We start from the raw sequence: 22,392 nt of genomic DNA, 5'->3' as shown, positions 1-22,392 counted from the left end.
TTTTATAACACTGGTGAGCTACCTCCTCTAGATTGGAAAGTTTGATATACATAGTTATATTGGTCTTCTATATTCTTTAAAAGACTAGCAATTTTGCTGATATCTTCTTCAGTATGGACTTTCGACTTGATTAACATCTTGCAAATAGATTCTAGAGCTTGGCAAGAACTAAAAAGCTGGGCAGCTCCAAAGGTAGCACTTCCTCCCTTGAGGGCATGATTGTGGGCTTCAATCTTCACAAAGTCCTGAGTTTGAAAAGCGTCCTTCATTGTAGCGATCGCCTGTGCAGAATGGTCTAAGTAGACATTGATTAATTCATCTAAGTTCTGTGTACCTACGGAATCTTCTAGAGTTGAGAGGATTGATAGGTCAATAGGAGGCTGACTATGATCAATAACAAGGTGTTGCTGTTGAGGAATTCTCTGGAGAGCAGCGATTAAACTTGTACTTTTTAAAGGCTTAGTGAGATAGTCATTCATCCCAGCCTTCATTGCCGACTCACGAGATTCTGAGAAAGCATTTGCCGAAAGTCCAATAATCCAAGGCTTATGACTTGGTAACTGACGGATACTTTTGCTTGCAGTCAAACCATTCATAATTGGCATTTGGATATCCATAAAGATCAGATCGTAGGCTTGATCTAAGAAAGCATTGATGGCTTTCTGCCCATTTTCCGTAGAATCTGCTTTATATCCTAAGTTTTCTAGCATCAATAGCAGAATCTTTTGATTGACAGGATTATCTTCGACAACCAAAATTTTAAATGGATAACATTTAGCAAAATTTTCATCTCTCAAAATCTCATCGCTTGCATATAGAGCTTGAGTACTTGTATTAGTTGTCTCTTGGGAGAAAGTTGGGACTTTTTCACTAAAAATATTGCAAAAAGCTTGATAAAGTTTTGAGGCAGATATCGGCTTAGTGATGTAATCTCCAAAGCAAGCTAAGTCTGCATTATCATTCTCATTAAGAATGATGTTTACAGGGGTTAATAGAATTAAATTTAACTCAGGAAAAACTTCTTGAATGTGTTTAGCAAGTTCTAAACCATCCATTTGAGAACCATCAGACTCTATAATTTGTCGATCAATTAAAATTACATCAAAGTTCGATGTTGTCAATGATTGCAGCGCATCAGTAGCTGAATAGACAGTCTCTAAGTTCATCTCCCACGGTTGCGTGTATAAAGCGATCGCTTGCTGAAGTGTAGCATTAGTATTAACGCTTAAAATCCTCTTACCTATTAGTTCTAGTGAGATCTTTGTGGCATCTGCTTCCTCAATAATGGCACGAACCTGAATATAAAAGCTGAAAGTAGAGCCTTCACCAACAACGCTGCTAACGTCAATTGCTCCTCCCATCAATTCACAAAGTTGTTTGCAAATGGCTAGACCCAATCCAGTGCCACCATATTGTCGCGCAATCGAATTATCAGCTTGGCTAAAGGCTTTAAAAAGTTTGGAGATCGCTTCAGGGGCAATACCAATTCCTGTATCGCGTACATCAAAATGCAACTTGTAAATGTTGGTCTGCGGATCGATTAATCGCGAATTTACTGTAATAATAATTTCCCCAGATTCGGTAAATTTAATGGCATTACTTACTAAATTGACGAGGATTTGACGTAAGCGCGTATAGTCTCCAATCAACTGTTGCGGCACATCTAGACTTACAAATGGCACTAGTTCTAGAAATTTCTCAGCCGTGCGTGATGACATCAGTTCTAGCACTTCATCAATACATTGTTGAAGTTTAAAAGGACGCTCTTCGAGTTCAAAATGTCCTGACTCAATTCGTGAAAAGTCAAGGATATTGTTAATTACCGATAGTAGTACTTCCCCACCTTGACGAATCGTAGCGACATATTGCTGCTGTTGCCGCGTTAGGGGCGTACTTTCTAAAATCTCGGTCATTCCAATCACAGCATTCATCGGAGTTCGCAGTTCATGACTCATGACAGCGAGAAATTCGCTTTTAGCTTTGTTTGACAGCTCAGCTAATTGCGCTGCCGCTAGTTTGGCTTCAGTTTGCTTGCGCTCAGTTACATCTTCTACACCAGCAACAAATTGAATTGGCTTACCATTTTCATCGCTCACCAGTCCAAATCGACTAATCACATCGATCGCATGACCATTTTTATGGATATACTGTTTCTCCAGTTCACCACTAGTTGCTTCATTCTCAAGTAAACGATTAAGAGCTGCTAACGTTTTTTCGATAGAATTGGGATGAGTGAGTTCAATGGCTGTCATGTTCAGCAATTCTACTTCGGTATATCCAAATATTTGACAGAAGCCCTGATTTACCATCAAAAACTTACCTTCTAAATCAAAGGTAGCAATCCCTATTGGTACATTGGCAAGTGTTAACTTAAGTAAGGCTTCACTCTGAAGTAGTTTTGCTTCTACGAGTTTGCGATCGCTAATGTCTTGAGCGGTTCCATAAAGATTAACAATGCTTCCATGATCGTCATATTCTGCATGACCAAATACTTCTATGTAAATATAGGAGTCATCAGATTGTTGTACACGTAAATCTAAATGATAGGACTCACCATTCTTAATCGCATTCTCAACTGCTTGAATATGTTTTGGACGATCTTCCTCTACATAATATTGCAAGACCTCCTCATAACTGGGGACACCTAAATTTGGGTCACGTCCAAAAATATGAAATAATTCGTCTGACCAAATGGTTTTTCTATCTATAACATTCCATTCCCAATTGCCAAGCTTAGCGATTTGCTGAGCTTTTGCCAGCATTGATTGGCTTTTACGTAAAGTTTTTTCGATCTCTTTAAGTTCACTAATATCTCTACCTTCAGGAATTAATAAAATCACCTGTCCCGCTTCATCTTTGAGAGGACGGATCGAGAAATCGATGGTTGTAATTGTCTGACCAGCGCCAAATATATCCATTTCATAACGGACAAATTCACCTTGAGCAGCTTGTTGGACTGCTTGCTTCATCCGATTTTGCGTAGCCTTTGAAATTGCCAGCCAATAAGTTTCCCAGATCGGTTTACCAATTACATCGGCGTGCGTAATTCCCCCAAAGTCTAAAGCTGTTTGGTTTACTTCCAAGAATATACCATCAAGAGAAAGTAAGCCTACAAATTGAAAAGTGTTGTTAAAAATTCCTTGAAATCTTAATTCGCTTTCTTTGCGATCGCTTATGTCAAAAGCAGAACCACGTAAAACCTGAGTTTTACCATCCGTTGCCAAGCCGAGGTGAGCAGTATCACGCAACCATATAATTTTGCCATCACTAGCAATCAGCCGATATTCGCAACAAAAAGGCTCTCCTGTTTCGATAGTGTGGCGAACCGCTTGATGCACGCGATCGCGATCATCAGGATGTACATACTCAGCCCAAGTATTAAAAAAACCTGCATTCCATTTGGAAGGATGTACACCTAAAAGTGTCTGCAATTGCGGACTGATATAGGCAAATTCTGGAGTGTTCGCGATCGGTGAAACATAACATACATTTGGAATCTGCTCCACCAGATAACGATAATGCTCCATCCACCGATACAAAGTTGCATAGGATTGCTCCGCCTCTTTTACCCGCTCTAGCAAACGGGTACTACGATTTTCTCGTTGTAAAATAATCTCAATCTGCATGGCTATCTGTTGTAGCATCAGCACATCATCTTGATCCCATGAACTTTGAAAAGACTCCCCACCTAAAGATGTACATTGTTGAACTGTCAAAAATCCCCATAATGAATTCTCTGGCTCTTGATCTGACAATATGATCGGCACGAGTAAGTAAGCCTTACCTGCAAATATTTCTGCTAAGTTAATCTCACATCTAGTCATCCCCGCAGTATAAAGATCAAGAATTTGTCCCGTAGTATCTTGCCCCCACGCATATTCTTCCCTCAGAATATTCTCAATCTGAAATTGTGAACAGGGCTGGCATTGTGGTGCGATCGCCTCTGCAATAATCTTGCCACTGATCCCTATTCCACTACGATGATCGGCAAATTTATTTAGTTTATAAATAGAGACATGAACAGCCTGAACTAAATTTAGTAGCTTTGTAGTAATTGCTTGAAAAGTTTTTTCGATGTTATCGAACTGACTATCGTATTGACGTATACTTTGCAAAATTTCTGAGCAAATCAACATCCTTGATCTGAATTTTTCCATTTCAACACTTGAATGGTTATCTAAACCGCTAATTTTTGTATCCTTTGGTGATAAACATCTGTCAGGATCTAATTTAGATGAAAATTCACTCATAACTCCATTGTGTTTATGGTTTACATAGCTTAAGTGATCGCAAATTTTGGTAGAGTAGTTAAAATAAGTATCTCAGGATCTAGAACCTCATGGGAATACTATGATGTTTATTTGATGTTAAGTATAGCAAAGTCTCTTAACCCTGATTTTTTACAATTGTTTATAGCTCTTAAAATCTAATAAAAACTCTATGATGATAAAAAATTTAACTTATCATAGTAACAATTTTGCTGTTGCAAAAATGTGCAGCCGTTGCCTCTAGTTTCAAGTCTTAAGCGCAAAATGGCTACGCCATTTTGTGTTTTTGAAATCCTTGCTGATTTTGGTTTTTAATTCAAAACAGTGTTACAACTCCTTCGAGAATTGGTATTAGGACACGAACCTAGAAGAGAGTAGCAGCGCGAAGTGCCGCTACTCTCTTCTAGTGAATACAGCTATAGAATTTGGTGTGAGCATTTATTGATTTGTTACACTTGCAGAAGAAATAATCAACCAAACAGCCAAACATCATGATCAGTAACCTGATTCAGACAAAAGAGCTAGCAAATTTGCAATATGCGACCGTTAGCGATCGCTTTGACGAAACATGGGAAGCTCCACTATCAATTCTGTTGGGACTGGGACGAGCCGCAGGTGCAGATTTTGTGGAGTTTTTTTTAGAGCGCAATAATTACATTAGTTGTCTTGCAGAAGATGACACAATTACGAGTATTTCACCACGCCTATCTACAGGAGCAGGGATTCGTGCATTTAAAGGCAAAGCCGATTGTTATGTCAGCACCAACGATTTGACCTTTCTAGGACTAAAATCTGCTCTTGAACGTGCCCTGTCAATCCTAGGATTACAACTTCCTTCTCAAAACTCGATCATTCCCTCAATTCATTTGGAACTATTTCGTGACTATGCCACCAAAAGGAATAAGGAATCATGGATCGCGCAATGTAGTCCTATGCGAGAAATGGGCGATATCTTGCTGGGAGCTAATGCACTGCTAGCCAAAAAAGGGAAACATATCCAATCAAGGCGATCGGGCTATTTCCGTGATTGGCAAGAGATTCTAGTTGCCGCTAGTGATGGTACATTTGCTAGAGATATTCGCCTTACCCAGTCGATAGGTTCTAACTTGCTTTGTGCGGATGGTGCAAATCGTTCATCTATTGGTAAGCGAGTTGGTGGTACGAGCGATCCCAGCTACCTTCGCAATTGGAACTATGAACCCGTCGTCGATGAAATCGTCGAAGCCGCAGGACAAATGCTCTATGCTAATTATGTGGAATCTGGTTCCTATCCAATTATCATGGCAAATCAGTTTGGTGGTGTAATCTTCCATGAAGCTTGTGGACATTTACTGGAAACTACGGGCATTGAAGCAAAAACAACGCCTTTTGCAGAAATGAAAGGTCAAAAAATCGCCCACGAAAATCTCACAGCATGGGATGAAGGTCGTTCTGAAGAAGCGTTCGGAACCATCGATATGGATGATGAGGGAATGCCCACACAGCGCACCCTATTAATTGAGAATGGAATTTTGAAAAACTTTATTAGCGATCGCGCTGGAGAGTTACGCACTGGACATCCACGCACAGGTAGCGGTCGTCGCCAAAGTTACGCCTATGCAGCGGCAAGTCGGATGCGCAACACCTATATTGATGCAGGTGATTTTTCCTTAGACGATCTCTTTGCCTCTGTGGATAAAGGTATTTACTGCAAAAAGATGGGTGGCGGTAGCGTTTTGCCCACAGGACAATTTAACTTTGCTGTAGATGAGGCTTACCTGATCGAAAATGGCAAAATTACCAAACCACTCAAAGGGGCTACTTTGATCGGTGATGCGAAAGAAATCATGCAAGAAATCTCGATGAGTTCTCGTGATCTAGAGCTTGCCGCAGGTTTCTGTGGTTCTATCAGTGGCAGTGTCTATGTCACGGTTGGACAACCTCATATCAAAGTTGATGCGATTACTGTTGGGGGGCGCTAATATAGCAAAAAGGCGACGTAGAGCGTTGCCTTTTTGCCTTTAGGCTAGCGATCGCTATAAAATATCCTTAAAGCAGGGCTTTTAGTAAAAATCTGAGTTTTACTTCGGCGCAAAGCACTGTAAGCTTTCTACTAAAGTGATCAAAAGGTGATCAAGTCGTGCAAGCAAATGCGATCGATGTTTCTCAATCAACGATACTTGTAGTTGACGATGATCCAGATCTTCGCCATGAGCTAGCATCGGCTCTGAAAAAGCATGGCTATATCGTCAAAACGGTTGGAGATAGCAGTGGTGCTTTGCGATATGTACAGTCCCATCCTACCGACTTGATCCTGTTGAATATTTTCTTGCCGCAAATAAGTGGCTATGAAGTATGCCGCATTCTCAAAGCTGACACGATCACCGAAAATATTCCAATCATTTTTACAAGCAGTCATGACGATATCGAAGCAAAGCTTGAAGCTTTTAAAAGTGGTGGTACCGACTTTATCGTTATCAAACTGCCTCAGCTTGACGAACTGTTTGCGCGTGTGCATTTACATTTAGGATTACGACATCAGCAAATACGCCTTGTTCAAAAGAATCATGAACTATCGCAGGCGGTCTTTGACAGGATTGGGATGCTTGAGGATCTCCAACGGACAAACCTACTGCTCCATGCCCAAAAGGAAGCGGCGATCGATGGAATTTTTGCTGTCGATGAACAAGGACGCATTGTTAGTTTTAACCGTCGATTTTGCGAAATGTGGGACATTCCCCATGACTTATTTACTGGCGATGGGCTTGAACAGGAGTTTCATAATGGCTCACCCTTAGGGACGTTTTTTATCAAATCCGATCTTCCTGCGGTATTGATCAATTTGTTAGAGACTACTTACGATGATCCTGATGTGGTTAGGCATGGCGAAATTGTTTATGGCGATCGCGTATTTGATTACTACACTAGCCCTGTCAGTTCTGAGCAGAATAAATTCTTTGGCTTGATTTGGTGCTTTCGCGATATCACCGCCAAAAAACAAGCAGATCTACGCCAGATGCAACTAATGGAAGATCTGCGTAACGCAAAAGATGAAGCCGAAGAAGCAGTTCGGACTAAGGCTGCTTTTCTTGCCATGATGAGTCATGAAATTCGGACACCGATCAATGGAGTGATCGGCATGACCCAACTCTTAGCAGGGACTGATCTTAACGCCGAACAGGATAAATTTGTACGCACGATCCAAGTCAGTGGTGAAATGCTGCTTTCAGTAATCAATGATATTTTGGATTTCTCTAAAATTGAATCTGGCAAATTGGAATTAGAAAGCGTAGCCCTAGATGTAAGAGCTTTGGTGCGTGATATCTACGATGTACAGTTATCTAAAGCCAAGGAAAAGAGTCTTAAGTTTGAAGTTAGTATGCATTCCTATGTACCTCCATTTATCATGGGGGATGTAACCCGACTGCGACAAATTTTATTGAATCTGGTTTCTAATGCCCTCAAATTTACCGATACAGGTTCAGTGCGAATTGGAGTGCGTTTAGCCTCTGCTCAAGTTCCTACAGCCGATCAGCCTTTTCAATTGCTGTTTTCGGTAACTGATACAGGCATTGGCATTACCACAGAACAAATGCAGCGACTATTTCAACCTTTTTCGCAAGCAACAGCGGCGACCTCCCGTAAATATGGCGGGACTGGGCTGGGACTAGTTATCTGCAAAAATTTAGTGGAGAACATGGGAGGTGAAATCCAAGTCGAAAGCAAGACTAATCAAGGTTCAACTTTTTCATTTACCATCACTACCAAAATCGCCAAGGAGCAGCCAAACTACACTCTGCAAGATGCGATGAATAAAAGCATTAGCAATGTTATTCGTTTGGGCGATCGCGTACCATTAAAAATTTTGATTGCAGAAGACAACTTAATTAACCAAGAACTAGCGATGGCGATGTTGATTAAGATGGGCTATCAGCCTGATGTCGTCGATAATGGCTTGGCTGTCCTAGAAGCCTTGCAGGTAAAACATTATGACTTGTTACTACTAGATGTCCAAATGCCTGAAATGGATGGTTTAGAAACTGCAACCTATCTGGTCAATCATTGGCATGACCTCCAAACAGGTTATGAGCGTCCTACAATTATTGCGATGACTGCTAGTGCAATGCAAGGCGATCGCGAAATGTGTTTGCGAGCTGGGATGGATGATTATATCAGCAAGCCGATCATGATGGATTCGCTGCAACGGACGATCGAGAAATGGGCTGTGGGTGGACAAATTAATGAGGCGACTGCCGTAATCAATAGAGTTGCAGAGGCAACGAGTTCTTCAGTAATTGATCCAGCCGCAATTAAAAATCTTCAACAAATTAATCCTAAGTTGATTGGGCGCATGATCAATTTATTCACCATTGAAGAAGCACCCGTCTTACTCAAAAACCTAAGACAGGCGATCGCAAATAACGATCTGCAAGAGGTGAGCTATAACGCACACACCCTAAAAGGAAGTAGCAATATTTTGGGGGCTAAGGCTTTAGGCAAACTCTGTCTTGAAGTTGAGCTAAAGGGCAAACGTGAAGATTCCGAAGGCTTGCCCGAACTATTCGCACAGATTGAGCAGCAATATCAAATTGCTTGTCAAGAACTTGCAAAACTATGAACCTTGTGTGGCGAGTCTTTACCGCACCGCACAAGGTTCGTAGTTTTACTGCGAAGTCTTTAGAATTTGCAAAATTGATAGCCCAAAGAGATGCTATTTCTTCTTTTTTAGAATGAAGGTTAGAATGGCTAAGCCATTCTAACCTTCGTATTTTTTATGCTTTCTATCCGTAATCTTTGCTATCACCCGCCCGCGACACCTGAAGCAATTCTCCAAAATATATCTTTTGAGTTGCAGGATCGGCAATTGGGCTTGATGGTGGGACCAAGTGGTTCTGGCAAAAGTACCTTACTGGAAATTTTGGCAGGATTTGTCGATTGGACTAGTGGCAACATTTATTGGCACTCTCAAGAATTACTGCCTGACCACTTGCAGCAAATATGTGGATTAGTATTTCAGTTTCCTGAACGCCATTTTTGCGGAAGCACAATTTTAGAAGAATTAAGACTAGGACATATCGATCTAGATAGCGATCGCATCCAAGGAGCATTAAATTCTGTGGGTTTAAGCCATCTCAGTCCCAGCGCATCACCACAGTCATTGAGTGGTGGTCAGCAGAGACGATTAGCACTTGCGGTACAGTTAATTCGTCAACCCAGCCTGTTATTGCTTGATGAGCCTACCGCAGGCTTAGATTGGTCAATGCGTAAGCAGATTTTGGGTATATTGCAAGAACTTAAAAAAAATTGGACAATCCTCGTTGTCACCCATGATCCTGAAGAGCTTGACTCAATGGCAGATCAAACTTGGACTATTTCCCATGGCAAGATATAACGAAGAACAGATTGTGGCATGAATGGTTGCAACCTGCTCTAGTAAAAATTCTCAAAAGTATGATCACACTTTTGAGAATTAAAAACCAAACCCAGTAAGGGTTTTACAACATAAAGTGGCTTAGCCATTTTGTGTTTCAGCATAAACTACGCTAAGAAGCCTGTGGAATTCTTAAATGACTGATAGTAGTGACAGTTTAATTGTCAAGCCCAAAAAATCTGGACTAGCGCCACTAATTCTCACATTGGTAGAACTGTTGCGTCAGCTAATGGAAGCTCAAGTAATTCGACGGATGGATGCTGAAAAGTTAACTGAATCCGAAATCGAGAAAGCCGCCGATAGTTTGCAAGCTTTAGAGCAGCAGATTTTTAATCTTTGCGAAGTTCTCGATATCGATCCTGAAGACCTGAATCTTGATTTGGGAGAATTTGGCAAGCTGCTACCTAGACGAGGCGCATATTATCCTGACAAATCATCCAGTGAATCATCAATTTTGGAATTGCTCGATCGCTTAATCAGTACAGGAATCGTTTTAGAAGGTGATGTGCAAATAGGCTTAGCTGATATTAATTTAATCGATCTCAAGTTGAAATTATTACTGACTTCAGGCGATAAATCTGCACCTCATTAACATCATTGCATTGATTAATCATAGGGGCAATTCATGAATTGCCCCTATGATTAATCAATGCTCCCGCTAGTTTAACTACTTCTTGAACTCGAATTAATGGAATATTATGCGATCGCGCCAACTTCGCACAGTCCTCATATTCTGGCTGAATCGTACAGAATCCGTCACGCCATGCAATTTTGACTCGGGCTCTGCCATATTCCGTTTCAACTTCATGAATTTCTCGATAGAGAATTTTGCGCTCCTGTAGTCGATACCTAATGCCGAGAGTACTAGTTTCCCGAAACAGAATTCGCTCACAAATGGTTTGGCGATCGCAGGGACAAATAACCGTAATTAAGATGCCATTACGCGATTTTTTCATCCCAATTGCTTGGGTATAAACATCTAATGCACCATTTTTCAATAACTGCTCCATCGTATAGGCGATCGCCTGTGCAGTCATATCATCAACCTGTGTTTCTAAAACAGCGATCGTTTCGACAGTTTGAGCCCCTTGAAGTAAAGGGAAATCGGGCGTTGCCCGATGTCCCTTTACTTCAAGATTTTTTTTTTGCTCTTACCAATCCATAGCCGCAAAGCATTAGGAATTTCTAAATCCTGCGTACCAGCACCTAGACCCACTTTTTTGATTTTCATTAAGGGAACTTCGCCAAACTTTTCACAAAGAGTTACAGCGATCGCCGCCCCTGTAGGTGTAACTAATTCCTTACGAATACCATTATCAAACGTAGTCACCCCATGCATTTCCCATAATTTTAATGTAGCAGGTGCTGGCACTGGCATTTTGCCATGATCGCAATTTACATAGCCACCACCCGCAGGCAAAGCTGAGCAATAGATTTTGTCAACTTCTAACCAAGCAAATCCTGCACAGGTGCAGACAATATCGACGATCGCATCGATTGCCCCCACTTCATGAAAATGTACCACTTCTGGTGCTATTCCATGTACTGCACCTTCCGCGATCGCTAGTTCTTTAAATGTTGCTAAACTCCAGACTTCAACCTGTTTAGGTAATTTAGCATCACGAATAATCTTCTCTATATCAGGTAAATATCGACGAACTATATGAGAATGTGTTTGATGGGAATGTTCATGACTATGGGAATCATGACTATGTGCTTCATGGCTATGTGCTTCATGGCTATGGGAATGAGCATGGTCGGCATGAAAATGAGCTTGTTCAGGTTCGACGGTGGGTGGCTCAGCACCACTATAGTTTAATAATTCAACATGCATTTTGGTAGCTGCGATCCCACCTCGATGAACGGATTCTGTCCATAACTTAACTTCGCGATCAAGTCCTAATTGATGAACAATATTTTGAAAATATTCTAAAGGTACACCTGCACTCACCAACGCACCTAAGCACATGTCACCAGCAATTCCTGTCGGACAATCCAAATATGCAACGATTCCCATGCTAAGCCTTACGGAATTTATAACAATAACCTGCAACTGAATCCTAGCATTTCAAACCCCAAACTTTTGAGGCGGCGCAAAGCGCCGCCTCAAAACTACTCTGAAGAACGAGGAGCTTAAGCCCCTTGCCTTTCTTACAAAACATTTAGGCTTGCTATAGCAACACAAGAGATAGATATCTGGGACAGATCAAAACCAAAAAGATGAGTGGCGGCGTGAAGCGCCGCCACTCATCTTTTTGGTTTTATGTCCTAAGCAAAACTTACATTGCTATATATTATTTCGGAGAAATCCCAATTACTCCCTGAAGATTTGCGCCTGTCCAAATAGTACTTTCAATAACTACATCAGTTAAATTAGCATTAGCCAGATTTGCCTTTTCTAAGTTAGTTCCAATTAAGATCGCACCACTCAAATCAGCACCCCCTAAATAAGCATTTTGTAAGTCTGCGATCGCAAAATTTGCTTTTTTAAGAATTGCCATACTCAGATCTACTTCCTGCATTTCCGCATGACGAAATTTCGTTTCGATACAAGTTGTCTGTGACAAAATAGCTCTGTACATATAGGTTTGACTGAAATCAGCATCGCTGAGATTAGCTTTCGTAAAGTTAGCCATACTTAGAGAAGCATCATTCAAAAATGTGTTATTTAGCTCGGCTCTGACCAGTTGCGCTCCACTTAAAATCGCACCACCTAAATTCGCATTGTTTAAAATTGCATTGTTTAAAATTGCCTCACTAAAATTTGCCATTAGACATCCCGCCATACTAATATCAGCGAAATCAAGGGATGCTCCGCATAAATTGGCACGAGTTAACAATGTGCCTCTTAATTTGGCTCGATTTAGTTTAGCCTTACTTAAGTTCACATTGCTTAAGTTTGCGCCACTAAAGTCAGTGTTTTGAAGATTTGCACCACTAAGATTTGCGCCACTGAGATTTGCCTTTTTAAAACTCTCATCACTCAGATTCACACCACGTAAATCTGCACCACTAAGATTCGCGATGCCAAGATTTATACCTCTCAGTTCTAGCGATCGCAGATCTGTGTTAGAGAGATTGACATCTTGGATATTTGCTTGGCTAAAGTTAACTTGCTTGAGAGTTGCACCACTCAAATTAGCTCCCTTCAGATTGGCATTTACAAAGGCTGCCTCAGTTAAATTTGCTCCCGATAGATTAGCTTGGGTCAAATCTGTTTTACTCAAGTTAGCTTTACTCAAGTTTACTTTAGACAGATTTGCACCACCTAACTTCAAACCTGATAAGTCAGCTTTTTGCAAATCAATCTCTTCAGACTGAGTTTTTTCGCGCCAAGCATTCCAACGCTCAGCACCATCTTTAATATGTCGAACAATCTTTAGATCAGCCAAGATGATTTAGTTACTCAAATTGATGTTTAGAGATGATTCTAATTTAAGCTTTTTCATCGAATAAATCTATACAAGCTAAATGGCTGAGTCGATCGCAGTTTTAGCATTGCGTTGCCAGCGATCGCGTTTAATTCTTCTCAAAGCCGAGCCTGTAAAATGCTGATCCCATTCCTGATCAGTCATGTTTACCAACGCTTCTAGCGGAGGATCAATATTGTGTGGGAAAGGCTGAAAATCAGTCTCTAAAGTTTCTTGAGCAAAGCGCTGATTCCAAGGGCAAACGTCTTGGCAAATATCACAACCTGCCACCCAGTTTTGTAAATTACTGGCGATCGCATCAGGGATTTGTGCAGACTTATTTTCAATGGTATGAAAAGCAATACAGCGATTGGCATCAACCACGAAGGGTTGCGCGATCGCCCCCGTTGGGCAATCATCAATGCAGCGCGTGCAAGTCCCACAATGATCTGTGTGTGGGCGATCGGGTTCTAATTCTAAATTAGTTAACACTTCTCCCAAAAACAACCAAGAACCATAGTCCCGCGTAATTACATTGCTATGCTTGCCAATCCAACCGATCCCCGCCCTCTGAGCAAAAGCTTTTTCTGCAATTGGTCCAGTATCCACATAATAACGAGTTTGAATATTCTCCCCTTGAGTATTTAACCAATTTGCCAAAGCTTTCAGCTTTTTGGTCAAAACTTTGTGATAGTCACGCCCCCAACCGTAGCGAGAAATTTTACCAACTTGGCGATCGCTGGAATGCTGATGAGGTGTGTAGTAATTTAAAGCCACGCAAATTACTGACTTTACTCCTTCCATTACCTGTGAGATATCTTGCCGCTTAGGATTGGTCATCCAGTCCATATCCGCTTGATATCCTAATGCTAACCATGACTGCAAACGTTCTGCCTCGATGCCAGATTCAGCTTTAGCTATGCCAACCTTACTAAAACCGAGAGAGATCGCTTGTTGTTGGATCGCCAATTTAAGTTCTGCTTGCGATAATTTTTTCATAATGCCAATAATATAGGCAGTGCAAAGCACTATCTATATTGTTAACCACCACCTAACCAACCAAAAAAACCACCTTTTTTGTCATTCTTGGCTTTAGGATCTGTTTTTGTCTGGTTATTATTACCACCAGCATTATTACTACTGGCATTAGTACCACTTACTTGGTCAATATATTGCCTAGCTATTGGTTCATCAGGATTTAGTTTCAATGCTTGCTGAAAGCTCACTTTAGCCATGCCTGATAACTTTTGGTTCATATAGACAAATCCCAACAAAGCATGACATTTGCTATTGTTACAATCAAGCTGAATAGCACTACGCAGTTCCTTTAAAGCTGAAGCCCATAACTTTTGATTGATAAAGTTTTCCGCTTGACGAATATATTGATTAAGTGAGCCATCAGCAGCATTATTTTGATTGCTAGCTTGGTTGTTATTAGCAGTTTGATTAGTATTTTTTGCTGCATTAGCCGCAGTATTCGATGTGTTGCTATTGTTACGCAATGGCGTTTGAGACTCGCTCCGCATTTGATAGCTACTACCTGCACTATTTGGATAGGCAGAACTTGCTCTATTAGTTCCTGTGTTGTTAACGCCCGCGTTGCTAGTGGAACTTGCGGAACTTGCTCTATTAACGGAGGTATTGATACCAGTGTTTTGAATACGGGTGTCATCAGTACTAGCAGGCTTTGCTGGCGACGTATAAACAGGACTAGAAACAGGACTAGAACTTACAGTTGGTGTACTTGGTGCATGTTTGTACCCCTCTTGTAGCAGGATATGTACTAAATTTAGTTCACTTAGTAAGCCAATGTGATCTAAGGCTTTGCCTAGATCTTGATACTGAACTTTGGCTATTTCATGGATTGTTTGTTCATAATTAACCTCTTTCGAGGAAACTAAGTATTTTTGGGCAATGTCAGACTGTGGTAAAAATTTTTGATTACGCTTCATTAAGCGTTTGCCCAGCAACTTGAGAATTGCCGAATATTCTGTCCGCTCTCGTTCTTGAGACAGTACATTGTAGGCAGGATTAACTAATTTAGATAGATATTGCGTAGCTACTTGCTTTTCAGAATGAGATCGCCCATGAATATCAGGATGTAGACATTTGGCAATTAGAAGGTATCGTCTACGCACAAGGGATGACTCTGCTGTTAATGGTAAGCCCAACACAGCATAGTAATCATTAAAGTCATATTGACCGATGCCGCGATCTATACGAAATGTTCTTGGGGTTTCCACTATCTATCCTCTGCGTTGCTCTACCCAAACAAGATCTTTCAGATTTTAAAAGATTCTAAACTAGATAAGTAATAATAGCTTACCCATTAGTAATACAGGTGCTATCGAAATAATCACATATTTTCTATAGATTAAAGTCCACAAGGTTGATTTGCTTCTAACCTTTTGGATAAAGCAAACTATAAGCTGGCTAAAACTTGTTTTGCAGTTTGAATTTGCTCATTGCTAAAACCTGCTTCGTTAAGAAAGTTTAAAAATTCAAGACTCCGATATCGAGAATCAACACTGATCGCCTCTCGAAAAGTTTTTTTTGCCCTAGTTTGATCACCAGATGTCCATTGGGCGATCGCACTAGCTACAAAGGGATGGGGATTATTTGGTTCTAGTTCAATTGCTTTTTGAGCATAAGCGATCGCCAGATCATATTGTTGTAAACGTTGATAAGCCAAGCTGAGATTGTAGTGGGCAATTTCATTGTCAGTTTTAAGCATTGCTGCCCAGCTATGTAGGATTACAGATTGCGGTAAATCACCACGCACCAGATAAACAATGCCGATCGCATTAAATGCTTGCAGTGATGTTGGTGATAAATAAATTGCTTCCCAAAGCGAAGTAGCAGCATCATCATGTTTTTTAGCGAGGTGCTGTGTCCAGCCTAAGATAATACGCCCATCCAGATTTTGAGGATCGAGGGTGACTGATTTTTGCAAAGCGGCGATCGCTTCATCAAAACGTTCTTGCTGACGATAGGCAAGCCCCATTTGCCGATATTCATCAGCAGCACGTTTATTGGCTGGGGTAGTTTTGATAGTCTGCGATAAATTAGCTTTAGTATTAACCGCGATCGCAGGTAATACTGACATGATACTTGTGAGTACTACACACAAATTCAAACAGACCAAGAGTTTTGGCGATCGTTTCAAGACAAATTTCCTGTTGGTTATACAAAAAAGTGGCAATTCTAATTATGACTGATGTTACGTGGAACCCTCACCCCCCAGCCCCCTCTCCCATTAAGGGAGAGGGGGAGGAAGAATAATTTCTTGTTCCCCTCTCCCCTTTTGGGAGAGGGGCTAGGGGTGAGGGTCTTAGAAACTCCCACTTAAAATCAGTTATGAAACTGATTTTGTTATGACTTAAGTTAAGCCAAAAAGAGAGAGGCGGCGCAAAGCGCTGCCTCTCTCTTGATGCAAAAGGCTCGCAAAGCGAGCCTTTTGCATTATTTGCTTGCATTAATTTGTCTATATGCCCTTGAAACCAGTTGATCGTTAACAAAAGTAGCATTCATGCTTAAATCGGGGCTTGACCAACTAATCACCACTGCGCGATCGCCAAACTTGCGATCAATCCCCAAAGGCTTTCCTTCAGTCCCCAAAATACTTGCCACTTGGTCGTAACGCATTCCCCGACTCAAACAGACATAGTTTTTGAGATTGACCGCAGGATTACCACAACGATATTGGGCACTGGTCATGTTGCTGTCGTGATGTTGCTTAGGCAAAAGTGCCAAGTTAAATGATGGGCCAGACAAAGCCTCAATCAGCCACAAGGCGGCTATGACCATCACCCCAACAATTAGTAAATCCTCAATTACAGAGCGCACCAAATTTCGTTGATGGCGACGTTTGATTTGCTGAGCTTTTTCCTTTGTCCAAGTTTCCCAAGGAAAGGTGTCAACCCATTGGATCGTGTCATTAAACTTAGCGATCGCATTGATTCGCACTGCATCCAATGCACCTCTGGGATCGCGAATTGTAATGCGGCTAACTGTACGAGCTGCTTGGAGCGTTTTGGGATCAGCTAGCCAGCCACGAAAACGGCGGACAATGTTGCCAATTTTCGATTTGCCCTTAACTAGAGAGCTTGATTGCCCATTCCGCACAGGCAGTCTCTTAGCATCATTACGCACGAGAGCATTTTGTGGTAGCGGTGCTGGCGCTGCAATCAAGCGAATGTCTCGCCCCTGTGTTAAAAATGGTACTGCTTCCCCAATCACATAAAATTCCCATTCAATCCGCCGCACCCCAATTAATTGTAGGCGATTGAAATATCGATCAATATTTTGTGTAAATTCGTTTAGGCGATCGCGATCGGCATCAGAAGCAATCAGGGTAAAAGCAATGGATAGAACTTGCTGCTCAAACTTAAATTCTGTTTGCTCAGCAGCCACTAGATCCATATAATCGGAAGCAAGACTCGTCAGAACATGCTGCAATTTCTGCCAAGCTTGTCTATCTTCAAGATTTAATCGCACTGCTTTCATGATTTATCCTCATCTTAGACCCTAACTAGGTCTCATCGTCTTTGGCAACTTTTTGAGTATATGGCTGCCCTGTTTGTAACAAGCAGGATGTTACCCAAACGCATCTATTTTTTTAACATGCTTAAAAAAGATCGTGATATCGCCATCCTAGATGGCTTGTAGAGGCACACCCTAAATGGAGTGTGCTTCCCACAGCCCAAAATCTACAAATCATACAGGACTGCTATCTATAAGTGCTAAAGCTCCAAAGGGAATAGGGGCGCTATTCCCTTTGGAGCTTTGATTCGAGCATCACTATGCGTAGTTAACCTCAGTTCGGGGTAATTTCAAACGGGCGTATAGACAGGGTTCGCGACGCGAACCCTGTCTATACGCCCAAATCTTAAGAGGCTCGCGAAGCGAGCCTCTTAAGATTTGGGGTTTTAAGATATGGGAGCTTATCTCTAAGAAACCATTTAAGAATTACTTGCTGCGGTCAAAAACTCCAAGAGATCCCCCTCAATCCCCCTTAAAAAGGGGGAAGAATTTGATTCTCCCTCCTTTTTAAGGGGGGCTGGGGGGATCTAAAGCAATTCTTAAATAGGTTCTAAATCACGTTAGTTAGATAAGAAAAAACGTATAGCGTCTTTTCTTATCTTTTGTTTTGAAGATTATGATTATGTTCAATAAACTCTTCTATTGCCTCTTTGGCTTCTTTAAGCCCTACTCCCGTTTCTGCTCGATAGAGCTTGGTGGCTTCTAACTTTCTATAGGGATCAAGTGCCATCTGCTTGACTCGATCCGAAATTTGAGATGGAACTTCAAGTTCCATACGATTTAGGAGCAAGCTCAACGAAAGATCGATGCGTTTCATCTTTCGCTCAAGTCTCTTTATACTAGCGTCAATGCTAAACAAGGTAATCAACGCAATAGAGAATAGACAAGCGTAAATAAACCCATCCGTTATCGTCACCATAAGTAGTCTCTAGGTTTTGATTGTGAATATATCAAAAATAAGGGACGCAAAGCGTCCCTTATTTTTTGATTAGTTATAAACCACTTATAGCTCGTTCAAGGTTAGCGCGGGATTGGTTATAACCGATAATTGCTTGTACGCGGTTAACATCAGCAGTGGTGAGTGCAACTTCAGCATTAATTACCTCAAGTTGTGTGCCAACTCCTGCATCAAGACGAAGACGGGCTAGGCGCAAGGCTTCTTGAGCTTGTTCAACTGCTTTAGTTGCAGTTTCAATTTGCTGAAGGCGCGATCGCTGATTGATGTATGACTCTTCTACGTCATAACGAGCTTGACGTGCATCTTGCTCAAAACGAGTTTCGGCAATTGCTTGATCAGCTTTAAATTGATTTACTTGCGCGGCGGCTTTGCCTCCATCATAGAGATTCCAGTTTAGGCTTGCCCCAACTTGGTAGCCAACACCAATGCCACTGCCACTGGTAAATTCAGAAGCAGTATTAAAGTTACCAAATAAATTAACTTGAGGACCTAATTGAGCTAGGGAGCTGCTGGCGCGATCGCGAGCAACTTCACGCTCTAATTTGCGAATATCTAGCTCAGCACGATTCCTTACTGCTAGTAAAATTGTCTCTTCTATTGGTAACTTCCATTCAGGGACAGGTGCAACTTTATCAGCAGCCGTAATCTCGACGATCGCAGGATAATTTAGCTGACGAGATAACTCCCGTCGGGCTACCAACTGAGACGCTTCGGCATTGAGTAAATCTTGCTTAGCATTAGCCAGTTGAACTTCAGATTGCAATACGTCAAATTTTGTACCGACACCTGCTCTTTCTCTAGCTTTCGTATCTTTTAAGCTTTTTTCAGCATTTTCAACAGCTTTGCGTTGAATACGGATGGTCTCATCAGTATTTTGCAAGTTGTAATAGGCGGTGACGATACTGAGGCGAATATTTTGTCTGATCCGACTGAGATCTGCTTCAGCAATGCGTAAGTTGTTTTCCGCAATCCGAATAGCCGCATCCTTAGCACCTGAATCAAAAATGTTGTACTCAACTCCTATAGTGCCAGTAAGTGGATTACTGTTAGTTTTGCCTAGAGGCGTATTGTTATTAATACTATTTAGACGCACTTGGGCTGATTCACTGTAATTGTACTGTACTGTTCCTGTAACCGTTGGTGATCGCAATGTTTCAGCTTCTTGTAATACAGCACGAGCACGTTCGATCGCAATTCTGGCGCGAATTGCATCGGAATTAGTCTTTTCAACTAAGTCCAGAAGTTCTGCTAAAGAGACTGGTTTGGTAATGTCTAGCTTGACTTGACTGGGCGTAGTAGGAACAACTAGTGTCTGAGCAGGATCGAGTTGCCCTGAATTAGAGGCGGCTGAGCTAGGGATTACTCTAGCAGGTTCTGTCGAAGAACTGACTTTTTCAGGTTGCGATCGCAGACTATCTTGGAGGATAGTTGACTCTAATGCAGGTAACTTTGAAGTATCTGGAGGGACGGCTTTGGGTAAAGATGCGATCGTTAACTGAATATCTTGGAGGATAGGTTGTTGATTACTAACTAATGCACTATTTGCACTATTAAGTTTAAGGTTATCCACTTTTGCAGGGGTATTCACTTCTGAAGCAATCAACGAAGTGTATTTAATTGTAAAGTCAGGCTCTAGGACGACCTTTGTATAGGGTCTTAGGGGCATGGTAAATTCTTGAGCATTGGCTGTCCAAGCTGGAATCAGAAGCGATAAACTCGCACCAAGCGTCAACCAACTGGAAGAAATTCGCATAATTCAGTCCGTCACTCCTCGCATTTAAATAGCAACCAACATACCTTACTCAAAGCATCTTCTGATAGCTCCTACATCACAATCATCATGCTATCGGGTAAAGATGCTTACATCAGCATGTTGGCATAACAGATTGTAGTATAAACCTAGAAATTTAGAGATATTACACATAAAAGTCTCTAGATTTTGATCACAAAATTTGAAGGACATAAAACCAAAAAGATGAGTGGCGGCGCGAAGCACCGCCACTCATCTTTTTGGTTTTGATACCAATTCACAAAAGTGTGACAACACTTTTATAAATTGAAAACCAAACCCCATAAGAGTTTTAAAAGCACAAAATCGCTACGCGATTTTGTGCTTTGGTATGAGGGGTAGAAGCTGCACATGCTAAAACTGCTTTGATCGGAAAACAGTAATTCACACTTCACGCCCCTTCTGCTTTCTAAGCTTTAATAATAGGTATAACGTCGTGACAAAATTTACAGACTGTATCTAAAATGAATATTCTCCCATCATTAACTAGTCCGCAGGCTTGGCATGGTGATGCCCTTGCGATCGCGGTTTTTGCTAGTCCACAGGCTAGTAATGAGCAATCTGAAAACTCAGCAAAGAAAACTCTAGAACTATCTGAACCATTAAAAAACTTGGATATTCAGGTTTTGGCTTGCACTTTAACGGATTTGATTACTGAGTCAGAGTTTACGGGGGAAACAGGGGCTGCGGTCAGTGGACGTGTGGGTATTGACTATGCAATCCGTAAGGTGATTTTAATTGGATTAGGAGATCCTGCTAAAGCCACTGCGGATGTCTGGCGCAAAGCTGCTGCAACTGCCGTGAAATGGGCAAACAAGGAAAAGGTGAAAAAGCTGGCGCTTTCTTTTCCTACCTATAACCAAGATGTGAATTTGACAACTCAAGCGATTGCAGAGGGCGTATTACTAGCGGCGCATCAAGACAAGCGCTTTAAATCCAAAAATGCCAATCCTCAGTTCCTCGATCAAGTTGAAATTTTAGAAACTGATCCTGAATTGGCAAATCCTGCGATCGCTAAGGCACAGCAGATTGTCGATGGTGTAATTTTGGCTAGAGAGCTAGTATCTGCGCCAGCCAATATCGTGACCCCAATTACATTGGCAGAAACTGCGGTAGCGATCGCTAATGAATCAGATTATTTCACTGTCAAAATTCTTGAACAAGCTGATTGCGAAGCTTTGGGCATGGGCGCATTTCTCGGTGTGGCTAAAGCTTCAGACATTCCACCAAAGTTTATTCACCTTACTTACAGCAATGGCTCACCGAAGCGCAAATTAGCGATCGTCGGCAAAGGTTTGACCTTTGACTCTGGCGGCTTGAATCTAAAAACGGGTATCGGTAGCAGCATTGAACTCATGAAAACCGATATGGGAGGTTCTGCTGCCGCATTAGGTGCAGCGAAAGTCATCGCCCATCTACAACCTACCAATATCGAAGTTCATTTCATCGTCGCTACTTGCGAAAATATGGTCAATGGCAGTGCCATGCGTCCAGGGGATATTCTCACTGCTTCCAATGGCAAAACCATTGAGGTGAATAACACTGATGCTGAAGGTCGCTTAACCCTTGCCGATGCTCTGGTCTATGCCGATAAGTTAGGTGTGGATGCGATCGTTGATCTGGCGACGCTAACTGGCGCTTGTGTGGTTGCCTTGGGCGAGGATATCGGAGGGATGTGGTCAATTGATGATGACTTTGCCGAGGCAATCGCTAAAGCGGCAAAAGATGCTGGTGAGAAATTCTGGCGGATGCCCCTCGAAGATCCCTATTTCGATCAATTAAAGTCAGTGGTTGCTGATTTTAAAAATACAGGCTCACGGGCTGGCGGTGCGATTACAGGGGCTTTATTCTTGAAGCAATTTGTGGAAAAGACTAAGGCATGGGCTCACCTTGATGTGGCAGGACCGGTCTGGACTGAGCGTGAGTCTGGTTATAACAATGCTGGTGGTACTGGTTTTGCAGTGCGAACTTTGGTGAATTTAATTATCAATTAAACGAAAAAGGCTTGCTAAGCA

Annotated in this window: 13 protein-coding genes and 1 pseudogene; 5 read left to right on the top strand and 9 right to left on the bottom strand. The window is 41.7% G+C overall.

What is annotated here, in order from left to right:
* Positions 1-2: 2 nt before the first annotated feature.
* The gene (locus ABM313_RS21445) at positions 3-4,157 is read right to left on the bottom strand and encodes a PAS domain-containing protein (protein WP_434685163.1); all 4,155 of its coding nucleotides are present in this window, start codon (positions 4,155-4,157) and stop codon (positions 3-5) included.
* A gap of 602 nt (positions 4,158-4,759) precedes the next feature.
* On the opposite strand from ABM313_RS21445, the gene ABM313_RS21440 reads away from it, so the two are divergent.
* From ABM313_RS21440 to gvpJ, 4 genes are all read left to right on the top strand, one after another.
* Positions 4,760-6,229 (top strand): TldD/PmbA family protein, encoded by a 1,470-nt coding sequence (locus ABM313_RS21440; RefSeq protein ID WP_434685162.1) that lies wholly within the window; start codon positions 4,760-4,762, stop codon positions 6,227-6,229.
* A 158-nt stretch (positions 6,230-6,387) separates the two neighbouring features.
* Positions 6,388-8,865 carry a response regulator gene (locus tag ABM313_RS21435; RefSeq protein ID WP_434685161.1) on the top strand — a complete coding sequence of 826 codons (2,478 nt, stop codon included), beginning with the start codon at positions 6,388-6,390 and terminating at the stop codon, positions 8,863-8,865.
* 156 nt (positions 8,866-9,021) lie between these two features.
* Positions 9,022-9,639, top strand: coding sequence for an ABC transporter ATP-binding protein (locus tag ABM313_RS21430; protein WP_434685160.1), 618 nt, complete (start codon positions 9,022-9,024; stop codon positions 9,637-9,639).
* 175 nt (positions 9,640-9,814) lie between these two features.
* Complete coding sequence (gvpJ, locus tag ABM313_RS21425; RefSeq protein WP_434685159.1) at positions 9,815-10,270, top strand: gas vesicle protein GvpJ; 456 nt, start codon at positions 9,815-9,817, stop codon at positions 10,268-10,270.
* 31 nt (positions 10,271-10,301) lie between these two features.
* On the opposite strand, the pseudogene larC reads toward gvpJ, so the two are convergent.
* The 8 genes and pseudogenes from larC to ABM313_RS21385 form a co-directional block, all read right to left on the bottom strand.
* A pseudogene (gene larC / locus ABM313_RS21420) lies at positions 10,302-11,695 on the bottom strand (nickel pincer cofactor biosynthesis protein LarC).
* A gap of 277 nt (positions 11,696-11,972) precedes the next feature.
* Complete coding sequence (locus ABM313_RS21415; RefSeq protein ID WP_434685158.1) at positions 11,973-13,070, bottom strand: pentapeptide repeat-containing protein; 1,098 nt, start codon at positions 13,068-13,070, stop codon at positions 11,973-11,975.
* A gap of 75 nt (positions 13,071-13,145) precedes the next feature.
* The gene (gene queG / locus ABM313_RS21410; protein WP_434685157.1) at positions 13,146-14,087 is read right to left on the bottom strand and encodes a tRNA epoxyqueuosine(34) reductase QueG; all 942 of its coding nucleotides are present in this window, start codon (positions 14,085-14,087) and stop codon (positions 13,146-13,148) included.
* Between the two features lie 41 nt (positions 14,088-14,128).
* The gene (locus ABM313_RS21405) at positions 14,129-15,331 is read right to left on the bottom strand and encodes a J domain-containing protein (protein ID WP_434685156.1); all 1,203 of its coding nucleotides are present in this window, start codon (positions 15,329-15,331) and stop codon (positions 14,129-14,131) included.
* Between the two features lie 179 nt (positions 15,332-15,510).
* Positions 15,511-16,194 (bottom strand): tetratricopeptide repeat protein, encoded by a 684-nt coding sequence (locus ABM313_RS21400; RefSeq protein WP_434685155.1) that lies wholly within the window; start codon positions 16,192-16,194, stop codon positions 15,511-15,513.
* A gap of 356 nt (positions 16,195-16,550) precedes the next feature.
* Entirely contained in the window at positions 16,551-17,594 is a 1,044-nt protein-coding gene (locus tag ABM313_RS21395) for a hypothetical protein (protein WP_434685154.1), read from the bottom strand.
* Between the two features lie 631 nt (positions 17,595-18,225).
* Positions 18,226-18,447, bottom strand: coding sequence for a hypothetical protein (locus tag ABM313_RS21390; protein WP_434685153.1), 222 nt, complete (start codon positions 18,445-18,447; stop codon positions 18,226-18,228).
* Between the two features lie 175 nt (positions 18,448-18,622).
* Positions 18,623-20,341 carry a TolC family protein gene (locus tag ABM313_RS21385; RefSeq protein WP_434685152.1) on the bottom strand — a complete coding sequence of 573 codons (1,719 nt, stop codon included), beginning with the start codon at positions 20,339-20,341 and terminating at the stop codon, positions 18,623-18,625.
* 500 nt (positions 20,342-20,841) lie between these two features.
* On the opposite strand from ABM313_RS21385, the gene ABM313_RS21380 reads away from it, so the two are divergent.
* Positions 20,842-22,371 (top strand): leucyl aminopeptidase, encoded by a 1,530-nt coding sequence (locus ABM313_RS21380; protein ID WP_434685151.1) that lies wholly within the window; start codon positions 20,842-20,844, stop codon positions 22,369-22,371.
* Positions 22,372-22,392 lie beyond the last annotated feature (21 nt).

Source organism: Pseudanabaena minima str. Chao 2107 (genome assembly GCF_051131155.1).
In the GTDB taxonomy this organism is placed as follows: domain Bacteria; phylum Cyanobacteriota; class Cyanobacteriia; order Pseudanabaenales; family Pseudanabaenaceae; genus Pseudanabaena; species Pseudanabaena minima.
The sequence above is the reverse complement of the archived record's forward strand: the minus strand, read 5'-3'. Positions and strand labels throughout refer to the sequence as shown.

Excerpts from the sequence above, each read along its gene's own strand:
- ABM313_RS21445 (WP_434685163.1), bottom strand. The coding sequence starts at position 4,157 with ATGGAAAAATTCAGATCAAGGATGTTGATTTGCTCAGAAATTTTGCAA.
- ABM313_RS21440 (WP_434685162.1), top strand. The coding sequence starts at position 4,760 with ATGATCAGTAACCTGATTCAGACAAAAGAGCTAGCAAATTTGCAATAT.
- ABM313_RS21430 (WP_434685160.1), top strand. The coding sequence starts at position 9,022 with ATGCTTTCTATCCGTAATCTTTGCTATCACCCGCCCGCGACACCTGAA.
- gvpJ (WP_434685159.1), top strand. The coding sequence starts at position 9,815 with ATGACTGATAGTAGTGACAGTTTAATTGTCAAGCCCAAAAAATCTGGA.
- queG (WP_434685157.1), bottom strand. The coding sequence starts at position 14,087 with ATGAAAAAATTATCGCAAGCAGAACTTAAATTGGCGATCCAACAACAA.
- ABM313_RS21400 (WP_434685155.1), bottom strand. The coding sequence starts at position 16,194 with ATGTCAGTATTACCTGCGATCGCGGTTAATACTAAAGCTAATTTATCG.
- ABM313_RS21395 (WP_434685154.1), bottom strand. The coding sequence starts at position 17,594 with ATGAAAGCAGTGCGATTAAATCTTGAAGATAGACAAGCTTGGCAGAAA.
- ABM313_RS21390 (WP_434685153.1), bottom strand. The coding sequence starts at position 18,447 with ATGAAACGCATCGATCTTTCGTTGAGCTTGCTCCTAAATCGTATGGAA.
- ABM313_RS21385 (WP_434685152.1), bottom strand. The coding sequence starts at position 20,341 with ATGCGAATTTCTTCCAGTTGGTTGACGCTTGGTGCGAGTTTATCGCTT.
- ABM313_RS21380 (WP_434685151.1), top strand. The coding sequence starts at position 20,842 with ATGAATATTCTCCCATCATTAACTAGTCCGCAGGCTTGGCATGGTGAT.